The sequence below is a fragment of the Citrobacter sp. Cf087 genome (assembly GCF_030334285.1).
Taxonomy (GTDB): Bacteria; Pseudomonadota; Gammaproteobacteria; order Enterobacterales; family Enterobacteriaceae; genus Citrobacter; species Citrobacter freundii.
The window spans coordinates 126,305-147,539 of the sequence record NZ_JAOWED010000022.1 but is presented as its reverse complement, the minus strand read 5'-3'; the positions used below and the strand labels follow the sequence as shown (position 1 = coordinate 147,539).

The 21,235-nt window shown below is 53.6% G+C and carries 17 protein-coding genes and 1 tRNA gene; 8 read left to right on the top strand and 10 right to left on the bottom strand.

Features of this window, described 5'->3' with window-relative positions:
- Positions 1 to 200: 200 nt before the first annotated feature.
- The 5 genes from serS to lrp form a co-directional block, all read right to left on the bottom strand.
- Positions 201 to 1,493: a serine--tRNA ligase gene (gene serS, locus OGV57_RS02695; RefSeq protein WP_003836908.1), complete on the bottom strand. Its 1,293-nt coding sequence runs from the start codon at positions 1,491 to 1,493 to the stop codon at positions 201 to 203.
- A gap of 92 nt (positions 1,494 to 1,585) precedes the next feature.
- Complete coding sequence (gene rarA / locus OGV57_RS02690; RefSeq protein ID WP_003836910.1) at positions 1,586 to 2,929, bottom strand: replication-associated recombination protein RarA; 1,344 nt, start codon at positions 2,927 to 2,929, stop codon at positions 1,586 to 1,588.
- Positions 2,930 to 2,939: 10 nt separating this feature from the next.
- Positions 2,940 to 3,551 carry an outer membrane lipoprotein periplasmic chaperone LolA gene (gene lolA / locus OGV57_RS02685; protein ID WP_003831898.1) on the bottom strand — a complete coding sequence of 204 codons (612 nt, stop codon included), beginning with the start codon at positions 3,549 to 3,551 and terminating at the stop codon, positions 2,940 to 2,942.
- Positions 3,552 to 3,662: 111 nt separating this feature from the next.
- A complete protein-coding gene (ftsK, locus tag OGV57_RS02680) occupies positions 3,663 to 7,685 on the bottom strand; it encodes a DNA translocase FtsK (protein ID WP_054528229.1) in 4,023 nt (1,340 codons plus the stop codon).
- A gap of 134 nt (positions 7,686 to 7,819) precedes the next feature.
- Positions 7,820 to 8,314 (bottom strand): leucine-responsive transcriptional regulator Lrp, encoded by a 495-nt coding sequence (lrp, locus tag OGV57_RS02675; RefSeq protein WP_002439523.1) that lies wholly within the window; start codon positions 8,312 to 8,314, stop codon positions 7,820 to 7,822.
- Between the two features lie 547 nt (positions 8,315 to 8,861).
- Between lrp and trxB the strand changes: the two genes are divergently transcribed.
- The 5 genes from trxB (at position 8,862) to infA (ending at position 14,686) form a co-directional block, all read left to right on the top strand.
- The gene (gene trxB / locus OGV57_RS02670; RefSeq protein ID WP_003035727.1) at positions 8,862 to 9,830 is read left to right on the top strand and encodes a thioredoxin-disulfide reductase; all 969 of its coding nucleotides are present in this window, start codon (positions 8,862 to 8,864) and stop codon (positions 9,828 to 9,830) included.
- Between the two features lie 114 nt (positions 9,831 to 9,944).
- Entirely contained in the window at positions 9,945 to 11,711 is a 1,767-nt protein-coding gene (gene cydD / locus OGV57_RS02665; RefSeq protein WP_048233376.1) for a heme ABC transporter permease/ATP-binding protein CydD, read from the top strand.
- Entirely contained in the window at positions 11,712 to 13,433 is a 1,722-nt protein-coding gene (cydC, locus tag OGV57_RS02660) for a heme ABC transporter ATP-binding protein/permease CydC (protein ID WP_016149854.1), read from the top strand. It abuts the gene before it with no gap.
- A 44-nt stretch (positions 13,434 to 13,477) separates the two neighbouring features.
- Positions 13,478 to 14,182, top strand: a complete 705-nt coding sequence (gene aat / locus OGV57_RS02655; protein WP_003035721.1) for a leucyl/phenylalanyl-tRNA--protein transferase — start codon at positions 13,478 to 13,480, stop codon at positions 14,180 to 14,182.
- Between the two features lie 285 nt (positions 14,183 to 14,467).
- Complete coding sequence (gene infA / locus OGV57_RS02645) at positions 14,468 to 14,686, top strand: translation initiation factor IF-1 (protein WP_002211347.1); 219 nt, start codon at positions 14,468 to 14,470, stop codon at positions 14,684 to 14,686.
- A 79-nt stretch (positions 14,687 to 14,765) separates the two neighbouring features.
- Here the strand turns inward: infA and OGV57_RS02640 are convergent, their stop codons facing one another.
- Complete coding sequence (locus OGV57_RS02640) at positions 14,766 to 15,677, bottom strand: LysR family transcriptional regulator (RefSeq protein WP_003847025.1); 912 nt, start codon at positions 15,675 to 15,677, stop codon at positions 14,766 to 14,768.
- A 108-nt stretch (positions 15,678 to 15,785) separates the two neighbouring features.
- Between OGV57_RS02640 and OGV57_RS02635 the strand changes: the two genes are divergently transcribed.
- The 3 genes from OGV57_RS02635 to OGV57_RS02625 all read left to right on the top strand — a co-directional run bounded on the left by OGV57_RS02635 (position 15,786) and on the right by OGV57_RS02625 (position 17,577).
- A complete protein-coding gene (locus OGV57_RS02635) occupies positions 15,786 to 16,646 on the top strand; it encodes a pirin family protein (RefSeq protein ID WP_003847027.1) in 861 nt (286 codons plus the stop codon).
- Positions 16,647 to 16,662: 16 nt separating this feature from the next.
- A complete protein-coding gene (locus tag OGV57_RS02630) occupies positions 16,663 to 17,340 on the top strand; it encodes an isochorismatase family protein (protein ID WP_016149852.1) in 678 nt (225 codons plus the stop codon).
- A gap of 149 nt (positions 17,341 to 17,489) precedes the next feature.
- A tRNA-Ser gene (locus OGV57_RS02625) sits at positions 17,490 to 17,577 on the top strand.
- A gap of 141 nt (positions 17,578 to 17,718) precedes the next feature.
- Here OGV57_RS02625 and rlmC read toward each other — a convergent pair.
- The 4 genes from rlmC to potH are packed head-to-tail and all read right to left on the bottom strand — an operon-like array spanning position 17,719 to position 21,231.
- Entirely contained in the window at positions 17,719 to 18,846 is a 1,128-nt protein-coding gene (gene rlmC / locus OGV57_RS02620; RefSeq protein ID WP_054528228.1) for a 23S rRNA (uracil(747)-C(5))-methyltransferase RlmC, read from the bottom strand.
- A 41-nt stretch (positions 18,847 to 18,887) separates the two neighbouring features.
- On the bottom strand, positions 18,888 to 19,376 hold the full coding sequence (locus OGV57_RS02615) for a YbjO family protein (protein ID WP_003035378.1): 489 nt from the start codon (positions 19,374 to 19,376) through the stop codon (positions 18,888 to 18,890).
- A 59-nt stretch (positions 19,377 to 19,435) separates the two neighbouring features.
- Complete coding sequence (gene potI, locus OGV57_RS02610; protein ID WP_003035376.1) at positions 19,436 to 20,281, bottom strand: putrescine ABC transporter permease PotI; 846 nt, start codon at positions 20,279 to 20,281, stop codon at positions 19,436 to 19,438.
- Positions 20,278 to 21,231 carry a putrescine ABC transporter permease PotH gene (gene potH, locus OGV57_RS02605; protein WP_044701670.1) on the bottom strand — a complete coding sequence of 318 codons (954 nt, stop codon included), beginning with the start codon at positions 21,229 to 21,231 and terminating at the stop codon, positions 20,278 to 20,280. Before potH ends, potI begins: the two co-directional genes overlap by 4 nt.
- Between the last annotated feature and the right edge of the window lie 4 nt (positions 21,232 to 21,235).

Genomic DNA, 21,235 nt, shown 5'->3' with positions numbered 1-21,235 from the left:
AAATATCCGTTGTATAGATTTTTATATAGCGTTACTATCGATATAAAGACTGGTAGATACTGAATTTGCGAAAAGACAGAGATAAATACTGACTTTCATTTGAAGGCAGTATTACTCCTATGGAGGTAGATGTTATTGTCCAGCGTCAAACAGGCATAAAAAAAGCGCCCGGAGGCGCTTTTTTAGCAGGGAAAGGTAGCTTAGCCGATGAATTCCAGGCCATTCATGTACGGACGCAACACTTCCGGAACCTGAATGCGGCCATCAGCCTGCTGATAGTTTTCCATTACCGCAACCAGCGTACGTCCTACCGCCAGACCAGAACCATTCAGCGTATGTACTAAACGGGTCTTTTTGTCGGATTTACTGCGGCAACGCGCCTGCATACGACGAGCCTGGAAATCCCACACGTTGGAGCAAGAGGAGATTTCACGATAGGTGTTCTGCGCCGGGATCCACACTTCCAGATCGTAGGTTTTGCATGCGCCGAAGCCCATGTCGCCAGTGCACAGGATGATCTTGCGATACGGCAGACCCAACAGTTGCAGGACCTTCTCAGCATGACCGGTCATCTCTTCCAGCGCGTCCATAGAGTCTTCCGGGCGAACGATCTGCACCATCTCAACTTTATCGAACTGGTGCATACGGATCAGACCACGGGTATCACGACCGTAAGAACCTGCTTCAGAACGGAAGCACGGCGTATGCGCAGTCATTTTGATCGGCAGCGCATCTTCGTCGATGATTTCGTCACGTACCAGGTTGGTCAGCGGCACTTCTGCCGTTGGGATCAACGCATAGTTGCTGCTGTCAGCTTCTTCATCCAGCGGGCGGGTGTGGAACAGATCGCCAGCAAATTTCGGCAGTTGGCCTGTTCCGTACAGCGTGTCATGGTTAACCAGATACGGAACGTAGTTTTCGCTGTAACCATGCTGTTCGGTATGCAGATCCAGCATAAACTGAGACAGCGCACGGTGCATGCGTGCGATCTGGCCTTTCATAACAACGAAACGAGAGCCAGTCAGCTTAACCGCCGCGGCGAAATCAAGACCCGTGTGCATTTCACCCAGAGTAACGTGATCGCGCACTTCGAAATCAAACTCACGTGGTGTACCCCAGCGGCTGACTTCGACGTTGTCATTTTCATCTTTACCCACCGGAACTTCGTCCGCTGGCAGGTTAGGAATGGTCAGCGCAATATCGCGGATCTCGGCCTGTAAGGTATCAAGTTCAGCTTTCGCGGCATCCAGCTCTTCGCCCAGTTTGTTCACTTCCAGACGTAAAGACTCGATATCTTCCCCGCGCGCTTTTGCCTGGCCGATGGATTTCGATCGAGAGTTACGCTCTGCCTGCAGGTTTTCAGTTTGTACCTGCAGAACTTTACGACGCTCTTCAAGAGCGCGCAGCTTATCTACATCCAGCTTAAAGCCCCGGCTTGCCAGTTTTTCTGCGACTGCGTCTGGCTCATTACGCAGCAGATTGGGATCGAGCATGCTTATCCTGTGCTTATCGAATTAAAATAGGAGAAAGTGACCACAGCCTGCGGTCACAGGGATACAGAGACAACATTACCGCAACGATAACACTAACGGTAGCGTTTTATAGGGCTATTTTGATCCTGTCCGGCGAGCCAGGCGAGCTTTTCGCCAATCTTGCCTTCAAGACCTCTGTTTGTGGGGTGATAATAGCGCGTTTGTGCCATTTCCTGCGGGAAGTACTCTTCTCCGGCAGCATAGGCATTTGGTTCATCATGGGCGTAACGATACTCCTGACCGTAGCCCATCTCCTTCATCAGCTTCGTCGGCGCATTGCGCAGGTGAACCGGCACGTCGTAATCCGGACGTTCACGTGCATCAGCCAGCGCAGCTTTGAAGGCGGTGTAAACTGCATTACTTTTCGGCGCGCAGGCCAGATAAACAATCGCCTGAGCAATCGCACGTTCGCCTTCCGCTGGTCCCACACGGGTAAAGCAGTCCCATGCGGAAATTGCCACCTGCATGGCGCGAGGATCGGCATTGCCCACATCTTCAGAGGCAATTGCCAGGCAGCGACGAGCAACATACAGCGGGTCACCGCCTGCACTAATGATGCGCGCATACCAATAAAGCGCTGCATCCGGTGCACTGCCGCGAACCGACTTATGTAATGCGGAGATGAGATCGTAAAAACGATCGCCTTTATTATCGAAGCGTGCGCTGCGCTCACCGGCAATTTCAGTGAGCAATTCTGGTTTCAATACACGCTTGCCAGAATCATCAACTTCGGCCATATCGGCCATCATTTCCAGCGTATTCAGCGCCCGGCGCGCGTCACCATTAACCAGTTCGGCAATAGCCCGACGCGTCTCTGGCGGCAGTACGATATCCTGGCCGCCGTAACCCCGCGCTTTGTCTGACATTGCCTGGTCCAGCACCTGTTCAATGTCGTCGGTGGTTAACGATTTCAGTAAATAAACACGCGCCCGCGACAGCAGCGCCGAGTTCAGTTCAAACGAGGGATTTTCAGTGGTGGCGCCAATAAACGTGATGGTACCGTCTTCAATATGCGGTAAAAACGCATCCTGCTGGCTTTTATTAAAACGGTGAACTTCGTCGACAAACAGGATCGTACGCCGACCAGCGTTACGGTTCTGACGCGCACGCTCAATCGCTTCACGAATCTCTTTTACACCAGACGTAACCGCCGAAATGCGTTCGACATCGGCGTTAGCGTAACGGGCAATGACTTCGGCAAGGGTGGTTTTCCCCGTCCCCGGTGGCCCCCATAAAATCATGGAGTGCAGGTGCCCGGCCTCGATAGCGCGCGGCAAGGGTTTACCCGCAGCCAACAAATGCTGCTGGCCGATATACTGCGCTAGATTTTCTGGCCGCATACGCGCGGCCAGTGGCTGAAAGGTATTATCAGAAAAGTCGAGCGACAGATTGCTCACTCACACGCCTCTACTTACGTTGATCGTCAACCGTTACACCTTGCGGCGGGGTAAAGGTGAATTTGGAAGGTTCAATCGCACCATTCTGCTGAGATTTCAGCTGATAGCTGCTGCGCTGATCGTCTTGCTCAACGGCGCTAAACTGATGGATCGTCCCGTCACGCCCAACATTGATCGTAAACTGCTTCAGGTTACCGCTGCTGGTTTTTGGCGTCAGCACGAAATCATCGCCGTTTTGCTTAATGTTGTACTGCTGCCAGTCACTGGCCTGGTTACGCGCGATCAGCATGAACGGCGTATTGCCCGTGGCGTCTTTCAGCCAGGTCGCGGTCGCCTGTTCAACAAACGGGTTAAAGAACCACAGCGTTTTCCCATCGGAAACCAGGATGCTCTCATCAGGCTGGGTCATATGCCAGTTAAACAGATTAGGACGTTTAACCCATAAATCACCCTGACCTTCCTGCACCGCTGCGCCGCTGCCGTCCGTGACCTTCTGAGTAAAGCTGGCATGGAAGCTACTGACTTTATCCAGACGGCTTTTCAGGTCGCTGGCAGCGTCAGCCCAGACACTGCTCACCACAAAGCTCGACAGTAATGCACAGGTGATTGCGATTCTTTTCATCGTTATTCCTCAAAATACGTCACTCCCAACGGGGAGATCCCTCTGCTATCCATTTCAGGCCAAAAATCAGCATGAGGAAAGTAGAAAATACTGAATTACTTAACTTTGCAATCATTCAAAGGGCGGCGGAGCCAGCACTTCACGATTACCATTATGCCCTTGTTCGCTGACAATACCCTGCGCTTCCATCTGCTCGATGATGCGCGCCGCTCGGTTGTAGCCGATGCGGAACTGACGCTGGACGCCGGAGATTGAGGCTTTGCGTTTCTGGGTCACAAAGTTTACCGCCTGATCGAACAGCGGATCCAACTCTTCGCCACCATCAAAGCCGCCACCGCCGCCTTCGCTTTCGCTGTCAGAAGTAATGCCGTCGACGTATTGCGGACGACCGCGCGCTTTCCAGTCCTGAACCACTGCGTGAACTTCTTCATCGCGGACAAAGGCGCCGTGAACACGCACAGGGATCGTCGAGTTCGGTGCGGAATAGAGCATGTCACCCATACCTAACAGCGATTCCGCTCCGCCCTGGTCAAGGATGGTACGCGAGTCAATTTTACTGGACACGGTAAAGGCGATACGCGTTGGAATGTTCGCTTTAATCAGACCGGTGATAACGTCAACCGACGGTCGCTGGGTTGCCAGCACCAGGTGGATCCCTGCCGCACGCGCTTTTTGCGCCAGACGAGCAATCAGTTCTTCCACCTTTTTGCCAACCGTCATCATCAGGTCGGCGAATTCATCCACCAGCACAACAATATACGGCAGTTTTTCCAGCACCGGATGCTGAACATCCATACTGTCACCCGGCTTCCAGTACGGGTCCGGAATCGGACGCCCCATGCGGGCGGCTTCAGCGATTTTCTCGTTATAACCGGCAAGGTTACGCACGCCAAGCGCCGACATCAGCTTGTAGCGACGTTCCATTTCATTGACGCTCCAGCGCAAGGCGTTAGCAGCATCTTTCATATCGGTCACGACTTCGGTCAGCAGATGCGGAATGCCTTCATAAACCGACAGTTCCAGCATTTTCGGGTCAATCATGATAAAGCGAACGTCTTCCGGCTGCGCCTTATACAGCATGCTGAGGATCATGGCGTTCACCCCAACAGACTTACCGGATCCGGTTGTCCCTGCTACCAGCAGGTGCGGCATTTTTGCCAGATCGGCCACCACCGGTTCGCCCGCAATATCTTTACCCAGCACCACAGTCAGCGGAGATGAGTTATCACGGAATTTAGCGTTATCCAGCACTTCACGCAGATAAACGGTTTGACGTTTTTTATTCGGTAACTCCAGTCCGACATACGGTTTGCCTGGAATAACCTCAACCACACGTACCGCTGCGGTCGACAATGAACGCGCCAGATCTCGCGACAGGTTGGAAATACGCGCCGCTTTAACCCCAGGAGCCAGATTAAGCTCAAAGCGGGTAATCACCGGGCCTGGAGAGTAGTTCACTACATCGGCTTTAATGCGGAAATCCGCCAGACGCGCTTCCACCAGACGTGCCATTTGCTCCAGCGCGAACGTATCTATCGGCTCAACCTCGCTCGGCGGCGGTGTAAGCAGATCTAACGATGGCAGCGGCGTGCTTGGACGGTGCGCCGGACGGCTATCGCCATTACGCATCAGCAGCGGATGGATCAGACTATCCTGCGGCGGCGGCGCAACAGGCTGCGCTGGCTGCTGATAATGCTGCTGCGGTGCAACAGGCTGCGCTGGCTGCTGATAATGCTGCTGCGGTGCGACAGGCTGCGCCGGTTGCTGATAATGCTGCTGCGGTGCAACAGGCTGCGCCGGTTGCTGATAATGCTGCTGCGGTGCGACAGGCTGCGCCGGCTGCTGATAATGCTGCTGCGGTGCAACAGGTTGCGCCGGTTGCTGATAATGCTGCTGCGGTGCAACTGGTTCCTGGTACTGCGGCGCAGGCTCCGGCATCACGCCAGGCGTAAACAGTGGCTCATGCGGCCCCTCATCTACCAGCGTTTTCATTGGCGAAAATTCAAAGTCATCGAGCGAGAACGGATTCGCTCCGGCAGGCTGTTCACCGGAATAGCGCTGCTGCTGAGAAGAAGCAAACTGGCGAGCCAGTTCCGCTTCTGCGGCTGAATCTTCGTCATCAGTCTGGTGGGTATCGTCCTGATACTCTTCGCCATAACGATGCTGCTGCGACTGAGCGAACTGGCGTGCCAGCTCGTCCTGCTGCATTGCATCCATTTCATCGTCATTGTACGCATCTGTATCAAGCTGCTCTTCGCGCGCTTTCTCTTCAGCCATACGCTGTGACGGCAGTTTGATGCCATACGACGCCAATTCCCGGCGAGTAGGCACGCGCACACGATTTGGGCGCGGTAACTGCGGGCCAATCCCCTCTTTCACCTGCGGACGCGGCGCACCGCTGCCCGCAAGGCTAAAGACAGGTGCAACTGCTGCACCCGCCCCTAAAGCGGCGCTTTTTACACCGGCAGCCAGCGGTGCAACAGCAGCAACAGACTCAACGGGCGGTATGGATGCAGTCGTCGGCATAGATGGCGTAGACGGTTTAATACGCTCAGGCTCCTGAGCAGGTTCTGGAATCGGCTGATACCATGCGGCCAGTTGCTCACGCTCACGCGCACGTTTCTCTTCGACTTCTTCAAAGTAATAGAGCGGCGGACGAGTCGGTTTAACTTCTTCAACCACGGGCTCAGGTTCCACCACAAGCGGTTGTTCAACCACAGGCTGCTGGAACGTAGTGCTCTGTTGAGGGATTGATTCCTGCTGATAAACAGGTTGCGGCGCAGGCTCCGGCTGATAAGCAGGCTGCTGGAATGTGGCGTTCTGTTGAGAGGTCGGATCCTGTTGATAGACAGGCTGCAGCACAGGCTCTGGCTGATAAACAGGTTCCGGCTGCGGTGCGTAATATTGCGGCTGCGGACTCTCCTCCACAACCGGCTGTTGCCATGGCTCATACGGCTGCTGCACCGGAGGTTGCGCGTACTGGGCTGGTTGCGGATAACCTTCAGGCGTTGGTGCAATCGCGGCATCACCGGTTTGCGGGCCTGGTGCGGATTGCCAGGCTACGGCTGGGGCCGGTTGCTCCATAACAGTGTTGGTCACGGGCGAGGTTTGCAGCAACGGATCTACCGGCGCGCTCCAGGCCTGAGCGGCCGTTGTAGCTGCAGCTGCTGCAGCCACAGGCTCGGTCACCGAGTGGCCGTTAAGCAGTGGGTCAAGCTCGTCATATTCAGGCAGCGTCGCGCGATTGCCGGAAAACAGCACATCGTTAGGATCGGCAACCACGCCACGGGCGCTGTATTCAATTTCGTCTTCATCATCCATGCGTTTGCCGGAGAACAGCGCCGCATCGGTGTGACGACCAAGCGGGTTGGTAAATTTCTCTGCCAGACGCTTACGGCGCGCTAACGCACCGCGCAGAATACGAGCCCGACGCGATTCATGGGGTTTGCCATCAGCGGCATCGACAGACTCTTCTTCATCTTCATATTCTTCGTCATCGACCCAGGTATCGTCGCGGCGGGTACGGTTGCTGGCAAACGTCAGGATATTGAGTAACCAGCCGCCCAGTTTTTCCGCAATGCTCACCCATGACCAACCGGTGAACAGCGTTAATCCCGCCGCCCAAATGCACAACAACGTCAGCGTGCCGCCGCTGCTGTGCAGTAAAGGTTGTAGCGTAGTGCTGAGCAGACTGCCGATCACGCCGCCAGAGGCGAAATACCAGATGTCATCGGCGTTAATTGCGGCCAGCCCGCAGGAAGTGAGAATCAGCGCCAGAACGCCAATAATGCGCAGCGAGACGGCAAAATAATCGACGTATTCGTCGCTGGCCTGGTGTCGCCAGGCAAACCAACAACCGCCAACAATGATGACGGGAATGGTGTAGGCCATGACGCCAAAAATAAAGAACAGCGTGTCCGCCAACCATGCTCCGGGTATTCCCCCCAGATTATGGATAGGTTCATGCCATGCGGTTTGTGACCAACTGGGATCCGAAGGGTTAAAGCTGAGTAAGGCAGCCATCAACCAGACGGCAAAAAGGGCAATAAGGATCAGTAGCGCTTCCAGAAGTCGGCGCCCGCTGCTTAACTTCGTCAATGTGACGTCTTTGTCTTCAGTGTATTCCTGGCTCAAAAACGGCTCTCCAGGTTTCAGGCTTTTCCTGCCCGATGCTAAAACGGACAACAGCACCGGGTTACCCCGGCACTGTTGCTGTATGGATTAACAGGAGTGTAATCAAACTGCGTCGATTTTGCACCTGTTCCGTGTTAGCGCGTCTTAATTACCAGACGATTGCTCTGTTTGACTTCTTCCATGACTACATAAGTACGTGTGTCATTCACGCCAGGCAGACGCAGCAGGGTTTCCCCCAACAGCTTACGGTATGCCGACATATCCGGTACGCGTGTTTTCAGCAAATAGTCGAAATCACCGGAAACCAAATGACACTCTTGAATTTCTTCAAGTTTTTGTACTGCAGAGTTGAATTGTTCAAACACATCCGGGGCGCCACGATTCAGAGTAATCTCAACAAAAACCAGAAGTGATGCATCCAGATAATGCGGGTTTAACAGCGCTGTATAGCCCTGAATAAAACCCTGTCTTTCCAACCGACGCACACGCTCAAGGCAGGGCGTTGGTGAAAGTCCCACACGTTTAGAAAGCTCGACGTTAGAAATACGCCCATCCTTTTGCAGCTCATTAAGAATGTTACGATCGATACGGTCGAGATCTTTGCCAGGGCGCTTCTTACTATCTACCATTATTATTGTCTCTCTGTATTCCTTCCCTACTCCTGCCTGACTCTACCAACATCACTGTTCAGAGTCGCTACCCATCAAAATAAACCGCAACCCAGAGGGATTTTCGGTTCGCAATGTCTGGGTTTATGGTGAGAAGACCGTTGCCTGTCGGCGGCTATCGACATCACGAATGGCATCTGTCCACACCATGCGTAGATTTCGCTAACACGGTAAACATGGTATCTACATGCATGATTATGCAGCACATACATGACACAGTTTTTTTCTTCCTTGAATGTTTTCGCAAAACAGCAGGGGATTGTCAAAGCAAAACATCGATTTTTAGTACAACATGCCAGTTATTCATTCGCAGTGATGGAAAATCGTCATTTTATCACCTTATAACTGACCGATTTTAAGTAGAAATCGTTATAGTATTACGGCTGATCACCCCGTTCATCGGTTTCTGCTATTACACATATTGTTAACAAAATCGCCATACTCTTTTTTTACGTCTGTAAATTCCCTACAATCCTGCTCATTGCCTGCCAACAACTATGGGGATCTCATGGGCGCAACCAAACACAGTAAACTTCTTATTCTGGGCTCTGGCCCTGCGGGATATACCGCTGCGGTCTACGCTGCACGCGCGAACCTGCAACCGGTACTGATTACCGGTATGGAAAAAGGTGGTCAGTTGACCACAACAACAGAAGTGGAAAACTGGCCTGGCGATCCGCACGATCTTACTGGCCCGCTGCTGATGGAGCGTATGCACGAACATGCGTCCAAATTTGACACTGAAATCATTTTTGATCACATCAGCAAAGTTGATCTGCAAAACCGTCCTTTCCGTCTGACCGGCGACAGCGGTGAATACACCTGTGACGCACTGATCATCGCCACCGGCGCTTCAGCACGTTACCTGGGTCTGCCTTCAGAAGAAGCATTCAAAGGCCGTGGCGTTTCCGCCTGCGCGACCTGCGACGGTTTCTTCTACCGTAACCAAAAAGTTGCGGTGATCGGCGGCGGCAACACCGCTGTTGAAGAAGCGCTATATCTGGCGAATATCGCATCTGAAGTGCATTTGATTCACCGTCGCGACAGCTTCCGCGCGGAGAAAATTCTCATCAAACGTTTGATGGATAAAGTTGAAAACGGCAACATCGTGCTTCACACCCACCGCACGCTGGAAGAAGTGACCGGCGATCAAATGGGCGTAACCGGACTGCGTCTGCGCGATACGCAAAACACTGACAACGTGGAATCACTGGACGTTGCCGGGTTATTTGTCGCTATCGGTCACAGCCCGAATACCGCTATTTTCGACGGTCAGTTGGAACTGGAAAACGGCTACATCAAAGTTCAGTCCGGTATTCACGGCAATGCCACTCAAACCAGCATTCCGGGTGTCTTCGCAGCCGGTGACGTGATGGACCATATTTATCGCCAGGCGATTACCTCTGCGGGCACGGGCTGTATGGCCGCGCTTGATGCAGAACGTTATCTCGACGGTCTGGCGGACGCTTGCAAATAAGTTTTACAAATCAGTAACAAAAGTAAAAAAGGCGACTATAAGTCGCCTTTATTTTTGCCTCGTTGTAACATTGCCCTGCCCAAAAATTCCAATAACTCACCTGCTAAGCGTGCAATGAATAAAACCCGTCAAAAAGAGCTGACCCGCTGGTTAAAACAGCAAAGTGTAATTTCCCAACGATGGCTGAACATTTCGCGCCTGTTGGGGTTCGTGAGCGGCCTGTTAATTGTCGCTCAGGCCTGGCTCATGGCCCGAATTCTGGACCATATGATCATGGCCAATATTCCCCGAGAGGCGCTTCTGCTTCCTTTCATCGTGCTGGTATTGATTTTCATCCTGCGGGCATGGGTCGTTTGGTTACGCGAACGGGTCGGGTTTCACGCAGGGCAGCATATTCGCTTTGAAATTCGCCGCCAGGTGCTTGACCGTCTGCAACAGGCAGGTCCGGCCTGGATACAAGGCAAACCGGCCGGGAGTTGGGCCACGTTGATCCTGGAGCAGATTGACGATATGCATGATTACTATGCACGTTATCTGCCGCAAATGGCGTTGGCCGTATGCGTCCCCTTATTGATCGTGGCGGCGGTATTCCCGTCAAACTGGGTGGCCGCCCTTATTCTGCTTGGAACTGCCCCGCTGATCCCGTTGTTTATGGCGATGGTTGGTATGGGTGCTGCCGACGCTAACCGCCGCAATTTTCAGGCTCTTGCTCGCCTCAGCGGCCATTTCCTCGACCGCCTGCGTGGCATGGAGACGCTAAGAATCTTTGGTCGCGGTGAAGCCGAAACGGAAAGCATCCGCGCTGCGTCACAGGATTTCCGCCAGCGCACTATGGAAGTCCTGCGCCTGGCTTTCCTGTCATCCGGTGTCCTTGAGTTCTTTACCTCCCTGTCCATCGCACTGGTCGCGGTTTACTTCGGTTTTTCCTACCTTGGCGAACTCGATTTTGGACACTACGGCACAGGTGTCACATTGGCTGCCGGCTTCCTCGCGCTCATTCTGGCGCCGGAATTTTTCCAGCCCCTGCGCGATCTGGGCACGTTTTATCACGCCAAAGCACAAGCCGTTGGTGCAGCAGACAGTCTGAAAACCTTCATGGAAACCCCGCTTGCACATCCTGAGCGTGGCGATATTGAGCTGGCGACAAAAGACGCCGTGTCAATCGAAGCACGAGATCTGGTCATCACCTCGCCGGAAGGTAAAGTGCTTGCAGGCCCGCTCAACTTTACCCTGCCAGCCGGTCAACGCGCGGTGCTGGTTGGCCGCAGCGGCTCCGGAAAAAGTTCGTTGCTCAATGTCCTGTCCGGATTTCTCTCTTATCAGGGATCGCTGCGAATTAACGGCTTTGAACTACGTGACCTGTCGCCTGATTGCTGGCGCAAACAGCTGTCCTGGGTTGGACAAAATCCGCAACTCCCTGCCGCCACGTTACGCGATAACGTGCTGCTCGCTCGCCCCGATGCCAGCGAAGAACAGCTGCAGGCCGCACTCGACAGCGCCTGGGTCAGTGAGTTTTTACCGCTACTACCGCAGGGTGTAGATACACCAGTAGGCGATCAGGCGGCTCGACTTTCTGTCGGACAAGCGCAGCGCGTTGCCGTGGCTCGCGCCTTACTCAACCCGTGTCAGTTGCTGCTGCTTGATGAACCCGCCGCCAGCCTGGATGCACACAGCGAACAACGCGTGATGCAAGCGTTGAACGCAGCGTCACGCCGCCAGACTACGCTGATGGTGACACACCAACTTGAAGACCTTGCCGACTGGGACGCTATCTGGGTGATGCAGGACGGACAGATCGTTGAACAAGGCACTTATGCCGAACTTAGCGCAGCCAACGGGGCGTTTACGACATTACTGGCTCATCGTCAGGAGGACATCTAAATGCGCGCTTTGCTACCTTATCTGACGCTGTATAAACGTCACAAATGGATGTTAACCCTGGGGATCGTTCTGGCGATCGTCACACTGTTGGCAAGTATTGGTTTGCTGACGCTTTCCGGTTGGTTCCTGTCGGCTTCTGCTGTGGTGGGTGTCACCGGGATTTACAGTTTTAACTATATGCTCCCTGCCGCCGGGGTACGCGGTGCGGCAATCACCCGCACCGCGGGCCGCTATTTCGAGCGACTGGTCAGCCACGACGCGACGTTCCGCGTGCTGCAACATTTGCGTATATATACCTTCAGCAAACTGCTGCCGCTCTCTCCTGCTGGCCTGTCCCGTTATGGACAAGGTGAATTGCTTAATCGCGTGGTGGCGGATGTCGACACGCTCGATCATCTCTATTTACGCGTGCTCTCCCCGCTTGTAGGCGCTTTTGTCGTCATCATGGTGGTCACGCTGGGGCTAAGCGTTCTCGATTTCACGCTAGCTATTACTCTCGGCGGTATTATGCTGCTGACCTTATTTATCTTGCCCCCACTCTTTTATCAGGCAGGTAAAAGCACCGGGCAAAGCTTGACGCATTTACGTGGGCAGTATCGTCAGCAGCTAACATCCTGGCTGCAGGGCCAGGCTGAACTGACCATCTTTGGTGCCAGTGAACGTTACCGCGCGCAAATGGAAGCCACTGAGTTGCAGTGGCATGAAGCCCAACGACGTCAGTCTGAATTAACGGCGCTATCACAGGCGGTCATGCTGTTAGTCGGCGCACTGGCAGTGGTTGTGATGTTATGGATGGCCTCAGGTGGCGTAGGTGGCAATACCCAGCCTGGTGCGCTGATCGCGCTGTTTGTCTTCTGTGCGCTGGCCGCATTTGAAGCATTAGCACCCGTCACCGGCGCGTTTCAGCATCTCGGACAGGTTATTGCCTCTGCGCTGCGCATCACCGAACTGACTGAACAGCAGCCAGAAGTCACCTTCCCGGATGCCGGTTCCCCGGTTTCTGAGCACGTCACTCTCACACTACGCGATGTATCATTCAGTTATCCGGGACAAGCACAAAAAGCGCTCGACACCCTTTCCCTGCAGGCTCAGCCCGGTGAGCATATTGCGATTCTCGGTCGCACCGGATGCGGTAAGTCAACGTTACTGCAATTGCTCACCCGCGCATGGGATCCGCAGCACGGCGAAATTCTGATTAATGAGCAGCCGATTTCAGCCCTCAGTGAAACCACGCTGCGCCAGAGCATCAGCGTCGTGCCACAGCGCGTGCACCTGTTCAGCGCGACGCTTCGCGACAATCTTCTACTGGCGGCACCGCACGCCAGTGATGACACATTATCCGCGATGCTGTGCCGCGTCGGTCTGGACAAACTGCTTGAGGGTGATGGACTCAACGCCTGGTTAGGCGAAGGGGGTCGACAGCTTTCTGGTGGCGAACTTCGTCGTCTGGCTATCGCTCGTGCCTTATTGCACGATGCCCCACTGATGCTGCTGGACGAACCGACCGAAGGGCTTGATGCAACAACAGAAAGCCAAATGCTTGAATTAATTGGCGATGCCATGCGTGATAAAACCGTATTGATGGTGACACATCGTCTGCGTGGCTTGTCACGTTTTGATCAAATAATAGTGATGGACAACGGACACATTATTGAGCAAGGTAATCACGCAGATTTGTTAGCCCGGCAGGGACGTTATTACCAGTTTAAGCAACGTCTGTAAGCTATTATTGAACGATCAAACTCGCGTAGTGGAGTTTCGCAGTCATGCGCCTGGTGCAATTGTCCCGCCATTCTATAGCCTTCCCTTCACCGGAAGGCGCTTTACGCGAGCCTAACGGTTTGTTGGCGCTTGGCGGCGATCTCAGCCCAGCCCGACTGTTAATGGCCTATCAGCGCGGAATTTTCCCGTGGTTTTCGCCTGGCGACCCCATCCTTTGGTGGTCGCCCGATCCACGCGCCATTCTTTGGCCCGAGAAATTTCATCTCAGCCGCAGCATGAAACGCTTTCATAAAAACTCGCCTTATCGCGTGACGCTCAATTACGCGTTCGGTCAGGTGATTGAAGGCTGCGCGAACGACCGGGAAGAAGGCACCTGGATAACGCATGATGTAGTGGACGCCTACCATCGCCTGCACGAACTGGGCCATGCGCACTCCATTGAAGTGTGGCGAAAAAATGAATTAGTGGGCGGTATGTATGGCGTGGCGCAAGGTACACTATTTTGTGGCGAATCAATGTTCAGCCGTCAGGAAAATGCGTCCAAAACCGCACTGCTTGTTTTTTGCGCTGAATTTATCCGTCAGGGCGGGAAATTAATCGACTGCCAGGTATTAAATAGCCACACAGCTTCGCTGGGCGCCGTCGAAACCCCTCGTCGGGAGTACCTTGAACACCTGAGCAGACTGCGCCAGCAGCGGCTACCGAGCCATTTCTGGGTTCCCAGGACGTTATTTTCGCCTCAGGGGTGAATGTTTTCGGCACATTTTTTGTCGGGGTGTTATAATTGTCGCGCAGAGTTGGTTTAGCCCATTACCCCGCCGCCGTTAAGGAACAGTTCGCGTCAGGCAACGCCTATCGTTTATCTCCTCGTTCCCTTACACGTTGCGCTTTAAGTGCGGCTTTGCCGTGTGTGGTTAGAGTAATGCGCCAAACCCGATTTGCTGTGTTTTAAACGCACAAATCTTTACTTATTAAAAGAACTTCGGCATTATCTTGCCGGTTCAAATTACGGTAGTGATACCCCAGAGGATTAGATGGCCAAAGAAGACAATATTGAAATGCAGGGTACCGTTCTCGATACGTTACCTAATACCATGTTCCGCGTAGAGTTAGAAAACGGTCACGTGGTTACTGCACACATCTCCGGTAAAATGCGCAAAAACTATATCCGCATCCTGACGGGCGACAAAGTGACTGTTGAGCTGACCCCGTACGACCTGAGCAAAGGCCGCATTGTCTTCCGTAGTCGCTGATTGTTTTTAACGCCCGAATGGCGTCCAGATAATAAAAGGTCGGTTTAACCGGCCTTTTTTGTGGGCTGAGGATATGTATTTAATCCTCAATCATCCGCGCATATTCTTCCGTTAAGAAATCTACTAAAGCGCGCACTGAAGGCAATAATCCCCTGCGTGATGGAAAGACTGCGTGAATAATTTCTCGCTTCGGTTCCCAACCGTCGAGCAACGCCACCAGTTCACCCGCGGCTAATTGATCTTTTACCATCAGTTGCGGAAGTTGCACTACCCCCACACCGGCAACTGCGGCTTCACGTAGCGCCAGCATATCGGTGGTAATCATTCGCGGCGTGAAATGCACCTCTGCCCGCGCGCCCTGCGGGCCAAATAACTCCCAACGATGTACATGTTTGCCCGAGGCGAGACTCAAACCAGGCCAGCGTGTCAGCTCCGCCGGAGAGTGTAGCGCCCCCATTTGCTCGATTAACTGCGGGCTGGCATACAAACGATGCCCCCTGTCCGCCAGCACACGCATCACCAGGTCGCTATCCTCAAATGGTCTGGGCCTGACACGAATCGCCACGTCCAGACCTTCTCCAACGACGTCAACACGACGATTTGTCGCCTCCAGTTGCACTGATACGTCAGGATAACGCGCCATAAAACGAGCAAGCATCGGCCCGATATGCACATGCAGCAACGTGACCGGGCACGTCAACTTCACCACGCCACGCGGTTCAACCTGTAACGCGGCAATGGCATCCTGCGCCGCCTGCGCTTCAACCAGCATCGCCTTACAGTGTTCGTAAAAGGTTTGCCCCACTTCCGTCACGTTAAACTGGCGGGTGGTTCGCTGAATCAGTCGAACTCCCAGCCTCTCTTCCAGTTGCGCTATCCGTCGGCTTAGTTTTGATTTCGGTTCATCAAGCGCCCGACCCGCCGCCGCGAATCCTCCTTCCTCTACAACATGCACAAACCATGCAAAATCATTGAGATCTGGCTTCGTCATCTAATTGTCCTATTTATGAGACAGTGAGAACTATTTTAGCTACTACTCAGCTCGCTGTCATGAATATAAGCTTATTCACATCAAGATACCGCCACTGAGGAGACACAAATGAAACACGTAACAGGCGTCTACACCGCACCTCGCCCGCACTGGGTTGGCGATGGATTTCCGGTTCGCTCGATGTTTTCTTACCAGTCTCATGCTGAGCAACTAAGTCCGTTCCTGCTGCTGGATTACGCCGGTCCACATACGTTTACGCCGGGTAACGAAAAACGCGGCGTAGGCGAGCACCCTCACCGTGGTTTTGAGACGGTGACCATCGTTTACAGCGGCGAAGTTGAACACCGTGATTCAACCGGTCGCGGCGGCATTATCGGCCCCGGCGACGTGCAGTGGATGACCGCGGGTGCAGGAATATTACATGAAGAGTTCCATTCACCAGAATTTACCCGTCAGGGCGGCGAACTGGAAATGGTACAGCTGTGGGTCAATCTGCCAGCAAAGGACAAAATGGCCGTTCCGGGTTACCAGGGCATCAACAGCGATGTGATCCCCTCTGTCGCCCTGCCTGATGAAGCAGGAAGCGTTCGGGTGATTGCGGGCAGCTATCAGGATACAAAAGGCCCGGCACATACCTTCTCGCCGCTGAACGTTTGGGATATGCGTTTACAACGTAATCATCAGCTCACGTTGTCCCAGCCGGAAGGATGGAGCACTGCGCTGGTGGTATTGAAAGGGAATATCACCGTAAACGGCACTACGTCTGCCAGCGAAGCGCAACTGGTGGTGCTGAGCCAGCAAGGGAAAACGCTGCATATTGAAGCCTCCAGCGACGCCAGCGTGCTACTGCTTTCTGGAGAACCGTTGAACGAGCCGATTGTAGGTTACGGTCCGTTTGTAATGAACACGAAACAAGAAATCGCTGAAGCCGTACGCGATTTTAACTCCGGCCGCTTTGGCCAAATCTGAATCGAAGGAGAAGAATATGTCCAGTCCTGCAAACTTTAATGGTTCACGTCCGGTCATCGATGTAAATGATTCCGTCATGCTGCTTATCGATCATCAGAGCGGGTTGTTCCAGACCGTCGGCGACATGCCAATGCCAGAACTGCGTGCGCGTGCCGCCGCGCTGGCTAAAATGGCGACCCTGGCGAAGATACCGGTGATTACCACGGCATCCGTACCGCAGGGACCTAACGGCCCGCTGATCCCTGAGATCCACGCTAATGCGCCACATGCCCAATACGTGGCGCGTAAAGGCGAAATCAACGCCTGGGATAACGAAGACTTCGTGAAAGCGGTAAAAACAACAGGTCGCAAGACGCTGATTATCGCCGGTACGATTACCAGCGTGTGCATGGCTTTCCCGGCTATCAGCGCGGTTGCGGAAGGCTATAAGGTCTTCGCAGTGATCGACGCTTCCGGTACTTACAGCAAAATGGCGCAGGAAATCACCCTGGCTCGCGTTGTTCAGGCTGGCGTCGTGCCGATGGATACCGCCGCCGTCGCGTCTGAAATTCAGGGCACATGGAACCGTGAAGACGCCGCCGAATGGGCGGAAGTGTATACCAAAGTCTTCCCGGCTTATCAGTTGCTGATCGAGAGCTACAGTAAAGCCCAGGAAGTCGTGACCAACGGCGAAAAACTGGACTCTCAGCGCTAATCCTATCCTCCGCGCCTGCCTGGGCGGAGGAATATGTATATTGCGTAACCAAACGAGAGTTAACACGTAAATTCTGCTTGACCGTTTTAGCGCAACTCCCTATAGTAGCGCCCCGTTGCCCCCCAAGCGGTCAGGCAGCAATACAATATGGTGAGGTGTCCGAGTGGCTGAAGGAGCACGCCTGGAAAGTGTGTATACGGCAACGTATCCGGGGTTCGAATCCCCGCCTCACCGCCATATTTAAAGAAGAGCTCGTACGCAAGTACGGGCTTTTTTTTCGCATATTGATTTGCCGGATGCGGTGCAAGCACCTTATCCGGCCTACGAATGACGAACAACCTGTAGGCCTGATTAGCGAAGCGCCATCAGGCATAGCAGTTATTGTCGGCTGAGTAGCGTTAACACTTCATAATGCGAGGTGTGCGGGAACATATCGAAAAGCTGAACGCGTTCAATTCGATACCCAGGCAACTCACGAATATCCTTCGCCATGGTTTGCGCATTACAGCTGGAATAAACAATAAAACGCGGTGCCATGCGGGAAAGAAAATCGCACAGCGGTTTCCCAATCCCGCGACGCGGCGGATTCACCAGCACCAGATCCGGAACTTCGCCCTGAGCGGTAGCAAACTGAGTTGAATCCAACGCCTGAAAATGCAGATTCTGCAACCCAAGTTCCTGCGCCGACTGCTTCGCGCAGGTAATCGCCTCTGGCGCGATTTCAATCCCCGTCAGTTTCATTTGCGGTGTAGCGCAGTGCAGACCAAAACCCCCAACGCCGCAAAACAGATCCCACATGTGATTAACCGGAAGCTGACGCACCCAGTCGCGCGCCGTGGCATACAACTGCCCCGCCACCACCGGGTTAGTCTGGAAGAAGCTCTGTGGGCGGATCCACAACGGTACATCGTTAAAGCGTTCCGCCAGCGCCTGTTGTTCCGTCAGGAAGATTTCTGTCTCCCCTTCCATAATCGCCATATGCACCGGCTGAATATTGGCAGTGATCACTTTTAACTGTGGGAGTTGTGCCTGCAGCCAGGGCAGCGCCGCGCGCAGCTGTGCCAGTTTTGCTTCAGAACGCAGGACAAAACGCAGCATCATGCCGCCATCGAACCGGCTTTCCGTTAACAGCAAATATTTCAGTTCCCCGCGTTTACGCGCAACGTTATAGGGCGTTAATCCTGCTCGGGCGATAAACGGCTTAAGCACGGAAAATACGGGGGCAAAAGACTCAGGGTAGAGCGGACAGTCGCACAAATCCTCCGGCGTACCGTCACGATGCAACATCCCCAGCAACGGTTTTTCCACGCTGCCGCTGACCACCATTTTGGCTTTATTGCGAAACGCGCTTTCCGGACCACTGACCGGCGCGCACCATTCTCCGACCGGATAATCGGCCAGCAGATTCTGCAGATCGGCTGTTTTAACGAAGAGTTGATCGGCGACAGGCTGTGTTATCCACTGACAGGAGCGACAGCGTTCGGCGTCATAAAGTGCGCACTGCATACAAAGACCTACAAATTAACCGGGGGCCAAGATTATACACGTTATTGCAAACGGAAGAACCGCCTGCTGGACGCAGGAACAAACAGTAGCAGCAATACCAGCATATCCGGTAGTTTTTGCATCACCAGCGTATGCAGGATTTCGCGTCTGGACTCCCCCGCAATACTGAACAGTTCGGGATATCCGTAGCCCAGCGAAGCAGCCCACAGATAGACGCTGGCGATAATCTGGGTCAACAGATAGATCCAGCGTGCCCAGTTCCGTCCTTTTACCAGCGAAAATGCACAGTAAATTTCGATAAATAGCAGCACCAGACTGCCCAGAAACACCAGCGTCAAATTCCAGGTCTGCACACTGCGATGAATAAACTCACTGGTTCCACGAAACCCAAGCGTATTAAAAATCATCAACAGATCGAGACAGCGGATCATAATAATAGCCAGCGCCGCCACCTGCACCAAAGCAGGGACGTTTAAGCGAGCATGTGATGTGGATGATTTCTTAAAAAATCCCAACGCGTCGTCTTCCATGAAAACGGCGCAACCACCACAGCTGCGCCGTATAGACAGGTTGGCAGATTTTAGTTTTTTCAGCCGCGTCTTGCACGTTGGATATCGCGGATCCGTTGTTTTTCTGTTCGCGCCATCAGATACCACGCGATAAATCCGATAATTCCTACCACACCAAGAATCAGCGTTGCCAGCGCGTTGATCTCCGGGTTCACCCCCATACGTACGCTGGAGAACACCAGCATCGGTAACGTTGTGGCGCCAGGACCAGAGACAAAGCTGGCAATAACCAGATCATCGAGTGACAGCGTGAAGGCTAATAGCCAACCGGAAATCACCGCCGGCATAATCATCGGCAGCGTGATGACGAAAAAGACCTTCAGCGGCGTGGCGCCAAGATCCATCGCAGCTTCCTCAATGGAATGATCCAGTTCGCGCAAACGTGAAGAAATCACCACCGCTACGTACGCTGTACAGAAGGTGACGTGCGCCAGCCAGATGGTCAGCATTCCGCGATCAGCCGGCCAGCCGATGGCGTGAGCCAACGCTACAAACAGCAGCAGCAGCGACAAACCGGTAATGACATCTGGCATAACCAGCGGCGCGGTGATCATAAAGGCGAAACCATTCGAACCACGAAAACGACCAAAGCGCACCATTACCACGGCGGCGATGGTACCAAGGATTGCCGCCATCGTCGCAGCGCCTGCGGCAATCGTTAGGCTCATGCCTACGGCGCTTATCATCGCGGTATCGTGAAAAAGCTCGCCATACCAACGCGTTGACCACCCCGCCCAAACCGTCACCAGCTTCGAGCTGTTAAACGAATAGATAACCAACATCAGCATCGGCGCGTACAGGAAGGTAAAGCCAACTACCAGGATAAAAATACGCCACGGCGAGCGAACGACCGGTAAGTTATTCATCCGTGTTCCCCCACGCTTTTTTGCTGATATTTGTGGAACCACATGATCGGCACAATCAGTAACAGCAGCATAATAATGGCGACAGCAGAAGCCACCGGCCAGTCGCGGTTATTGAAAAACTCCTGCCAAAGCACACGGCCAATCATGATACTGTCCGGGCCGCCCAGCAGCTCAGGGATCACAAACTCGCCAACAGCCGGAATAAACACCAGCATTGACCCGGCAATAATCCCGCCCTTGGTCAACGGCACAATCACGCTAAAGAAAGTCTTCAGCGGTCGGGCACCTAAATCCAGCGCCGCTTCCACCAGCGAGTAATCAATACGGGTCAGCGCGGTATAAATCGGCAGCACCATAAAGGGCAAATAGGCGTAAACAATGCCGATATAGACCGCCAGATTGGTGTGCAAAATAGTCAACGGTTGGTCGATGACACCCAGCCACATCAGAAAGTTGTTCAGGACGCCGTTGTTTTTCAGGATCCCCATCCAGGCATACACGCGAATTAAAAACGAGGTCCAGGACGGTAGGATCACCAGCAACAGCAGAATATTACGCGTTGAGGGTTTACTGTGCGCGACTGCCCATGCCAGCGGGTATCCCAGCAGCAGACAACAGATTGTCGAAATTCCCGCCACCTGTAACGATTGCAGGTAGGCATCGAAATAGAGCGGATCGTCCGTCAGTTGCAGGAAGTTGGCTAAGTTGAGCGTGATGGATAACTGATCGTCAGCCCATGAAACGAGGTCGGTATACGGTGGAATAGCCCGCGCCATTTCCGCCAAACTGATTTTGAAGACGATCAGAAACGGCAGCAGAAACAGAAGCAGCAGCCACACATACGGCAGCGCGATCACCAGCTTGCGCCCGTGCTTCATTTGCAGTCGCGACATAAACAGCCTGAATCGCCCCGCGTTATCCACGCGTGCCGCAGGTTCAAGTGTACTCATCTTC

Bases quoted from the DNA above. Each gene is read 5' to 3' on its own strand.
- aat (WP_003035721.1), top strand. From the start codon at position 13,478: ATGCGCCTGGTGCAATTGTCCCGCCATTCTATAGCCTTCCCTTCACCG.
- infA (WP_002211347.1), top strand. From the start codon at position 14,468: ATGGCCAAAGAAGACAATATTGAAATGCAGGGTACCGTTCTCGATACG.
- cydD (WP_048233376.1), top strand. From the start codon at position 9,945: ATGAATAAAACCCGTCAAAAAGAGCTGACCCGCTGGTTAAAACAGCAA.
- OGV57_RS02635 (WP_003847027.1), top strand. From the start codon at position 15,786: ATGAAACACGTAACAGGCGTCTACACCGCACCTCGCCCGCACTGGGTT.
- potH (WP_044701670.1), bottom strand. From the start codon at position 21,231: ATGAGTACACTTGAACCTGCGGCACGCGTGGATAACGCGGGGCGATTC.
- rlmC (WP_054528228.1), bottom strand. From the start codon at position 18,846: ATGCAGTGCGCACTTTATGACGCCGAACGCTGTCGCTCCTGTCAGTGG.
- lrp (WP_002439523.1), bottom strand. From the start codon at position 8,314: ATGGTAGATAGTAAGAAGCGCCCTGGCAAAGATCTCGACCGTATCGAT.
- OGV57_RS02615 (WP_003035378.1), bottom strand. From the start codon at position 19,376: ATGGAAGACGACGCGTTGGGATTTTTTAAGAAATCATCCACATCACAT.
- cydC (WP_016149854.1), top strand. From the start codon at position 11,712: ATGCGCGCTTTGCTACCTTATCTGACGCTGTATAAACGTCACAAATGG.
- potI (WP_003035376.1), bottom strand. From the start codon at position 20,281: ATGAATAACTTACCGGTCGTTCGCTCGCCGTGGCGTATTTTTATCCTG.
- lolA (WP_003831898.1), bottom strand. From the start codon at position 3,551: ATGAAAAGAATCGCAATCACCTGTGCATTACTGTCGAGCTTTGTGGTG.
- OGV57_RS02630 (WP_016149852.1), top strand. From the start codon at position 16,663: ATGTCCAGTCCTGCAAACTTTAATGGTTCACGTCCGGTCATCGATGTA.
- serS (WP_003836908.1), bottom strand. From the start codon at position 1,493: ATGCTCGATCCCAATCTGCTGCGTAATGAGCCAGACGCAGTCGCAGAA.
- OGV57_RS02640 (WP_003847025.1), bottom strand. From the start codon at position 15,677: ATGACGAAGCCAGATCTCAATGATTTTGCATGGTTTGTGCATGTTGTA.
- trxB (WP_003035727.1), top strand. From the start codon at position 8,862: ATGGGCGCAACCAAACACAGTAAACTTCTTATTCTGGGCTCTGGCCCT.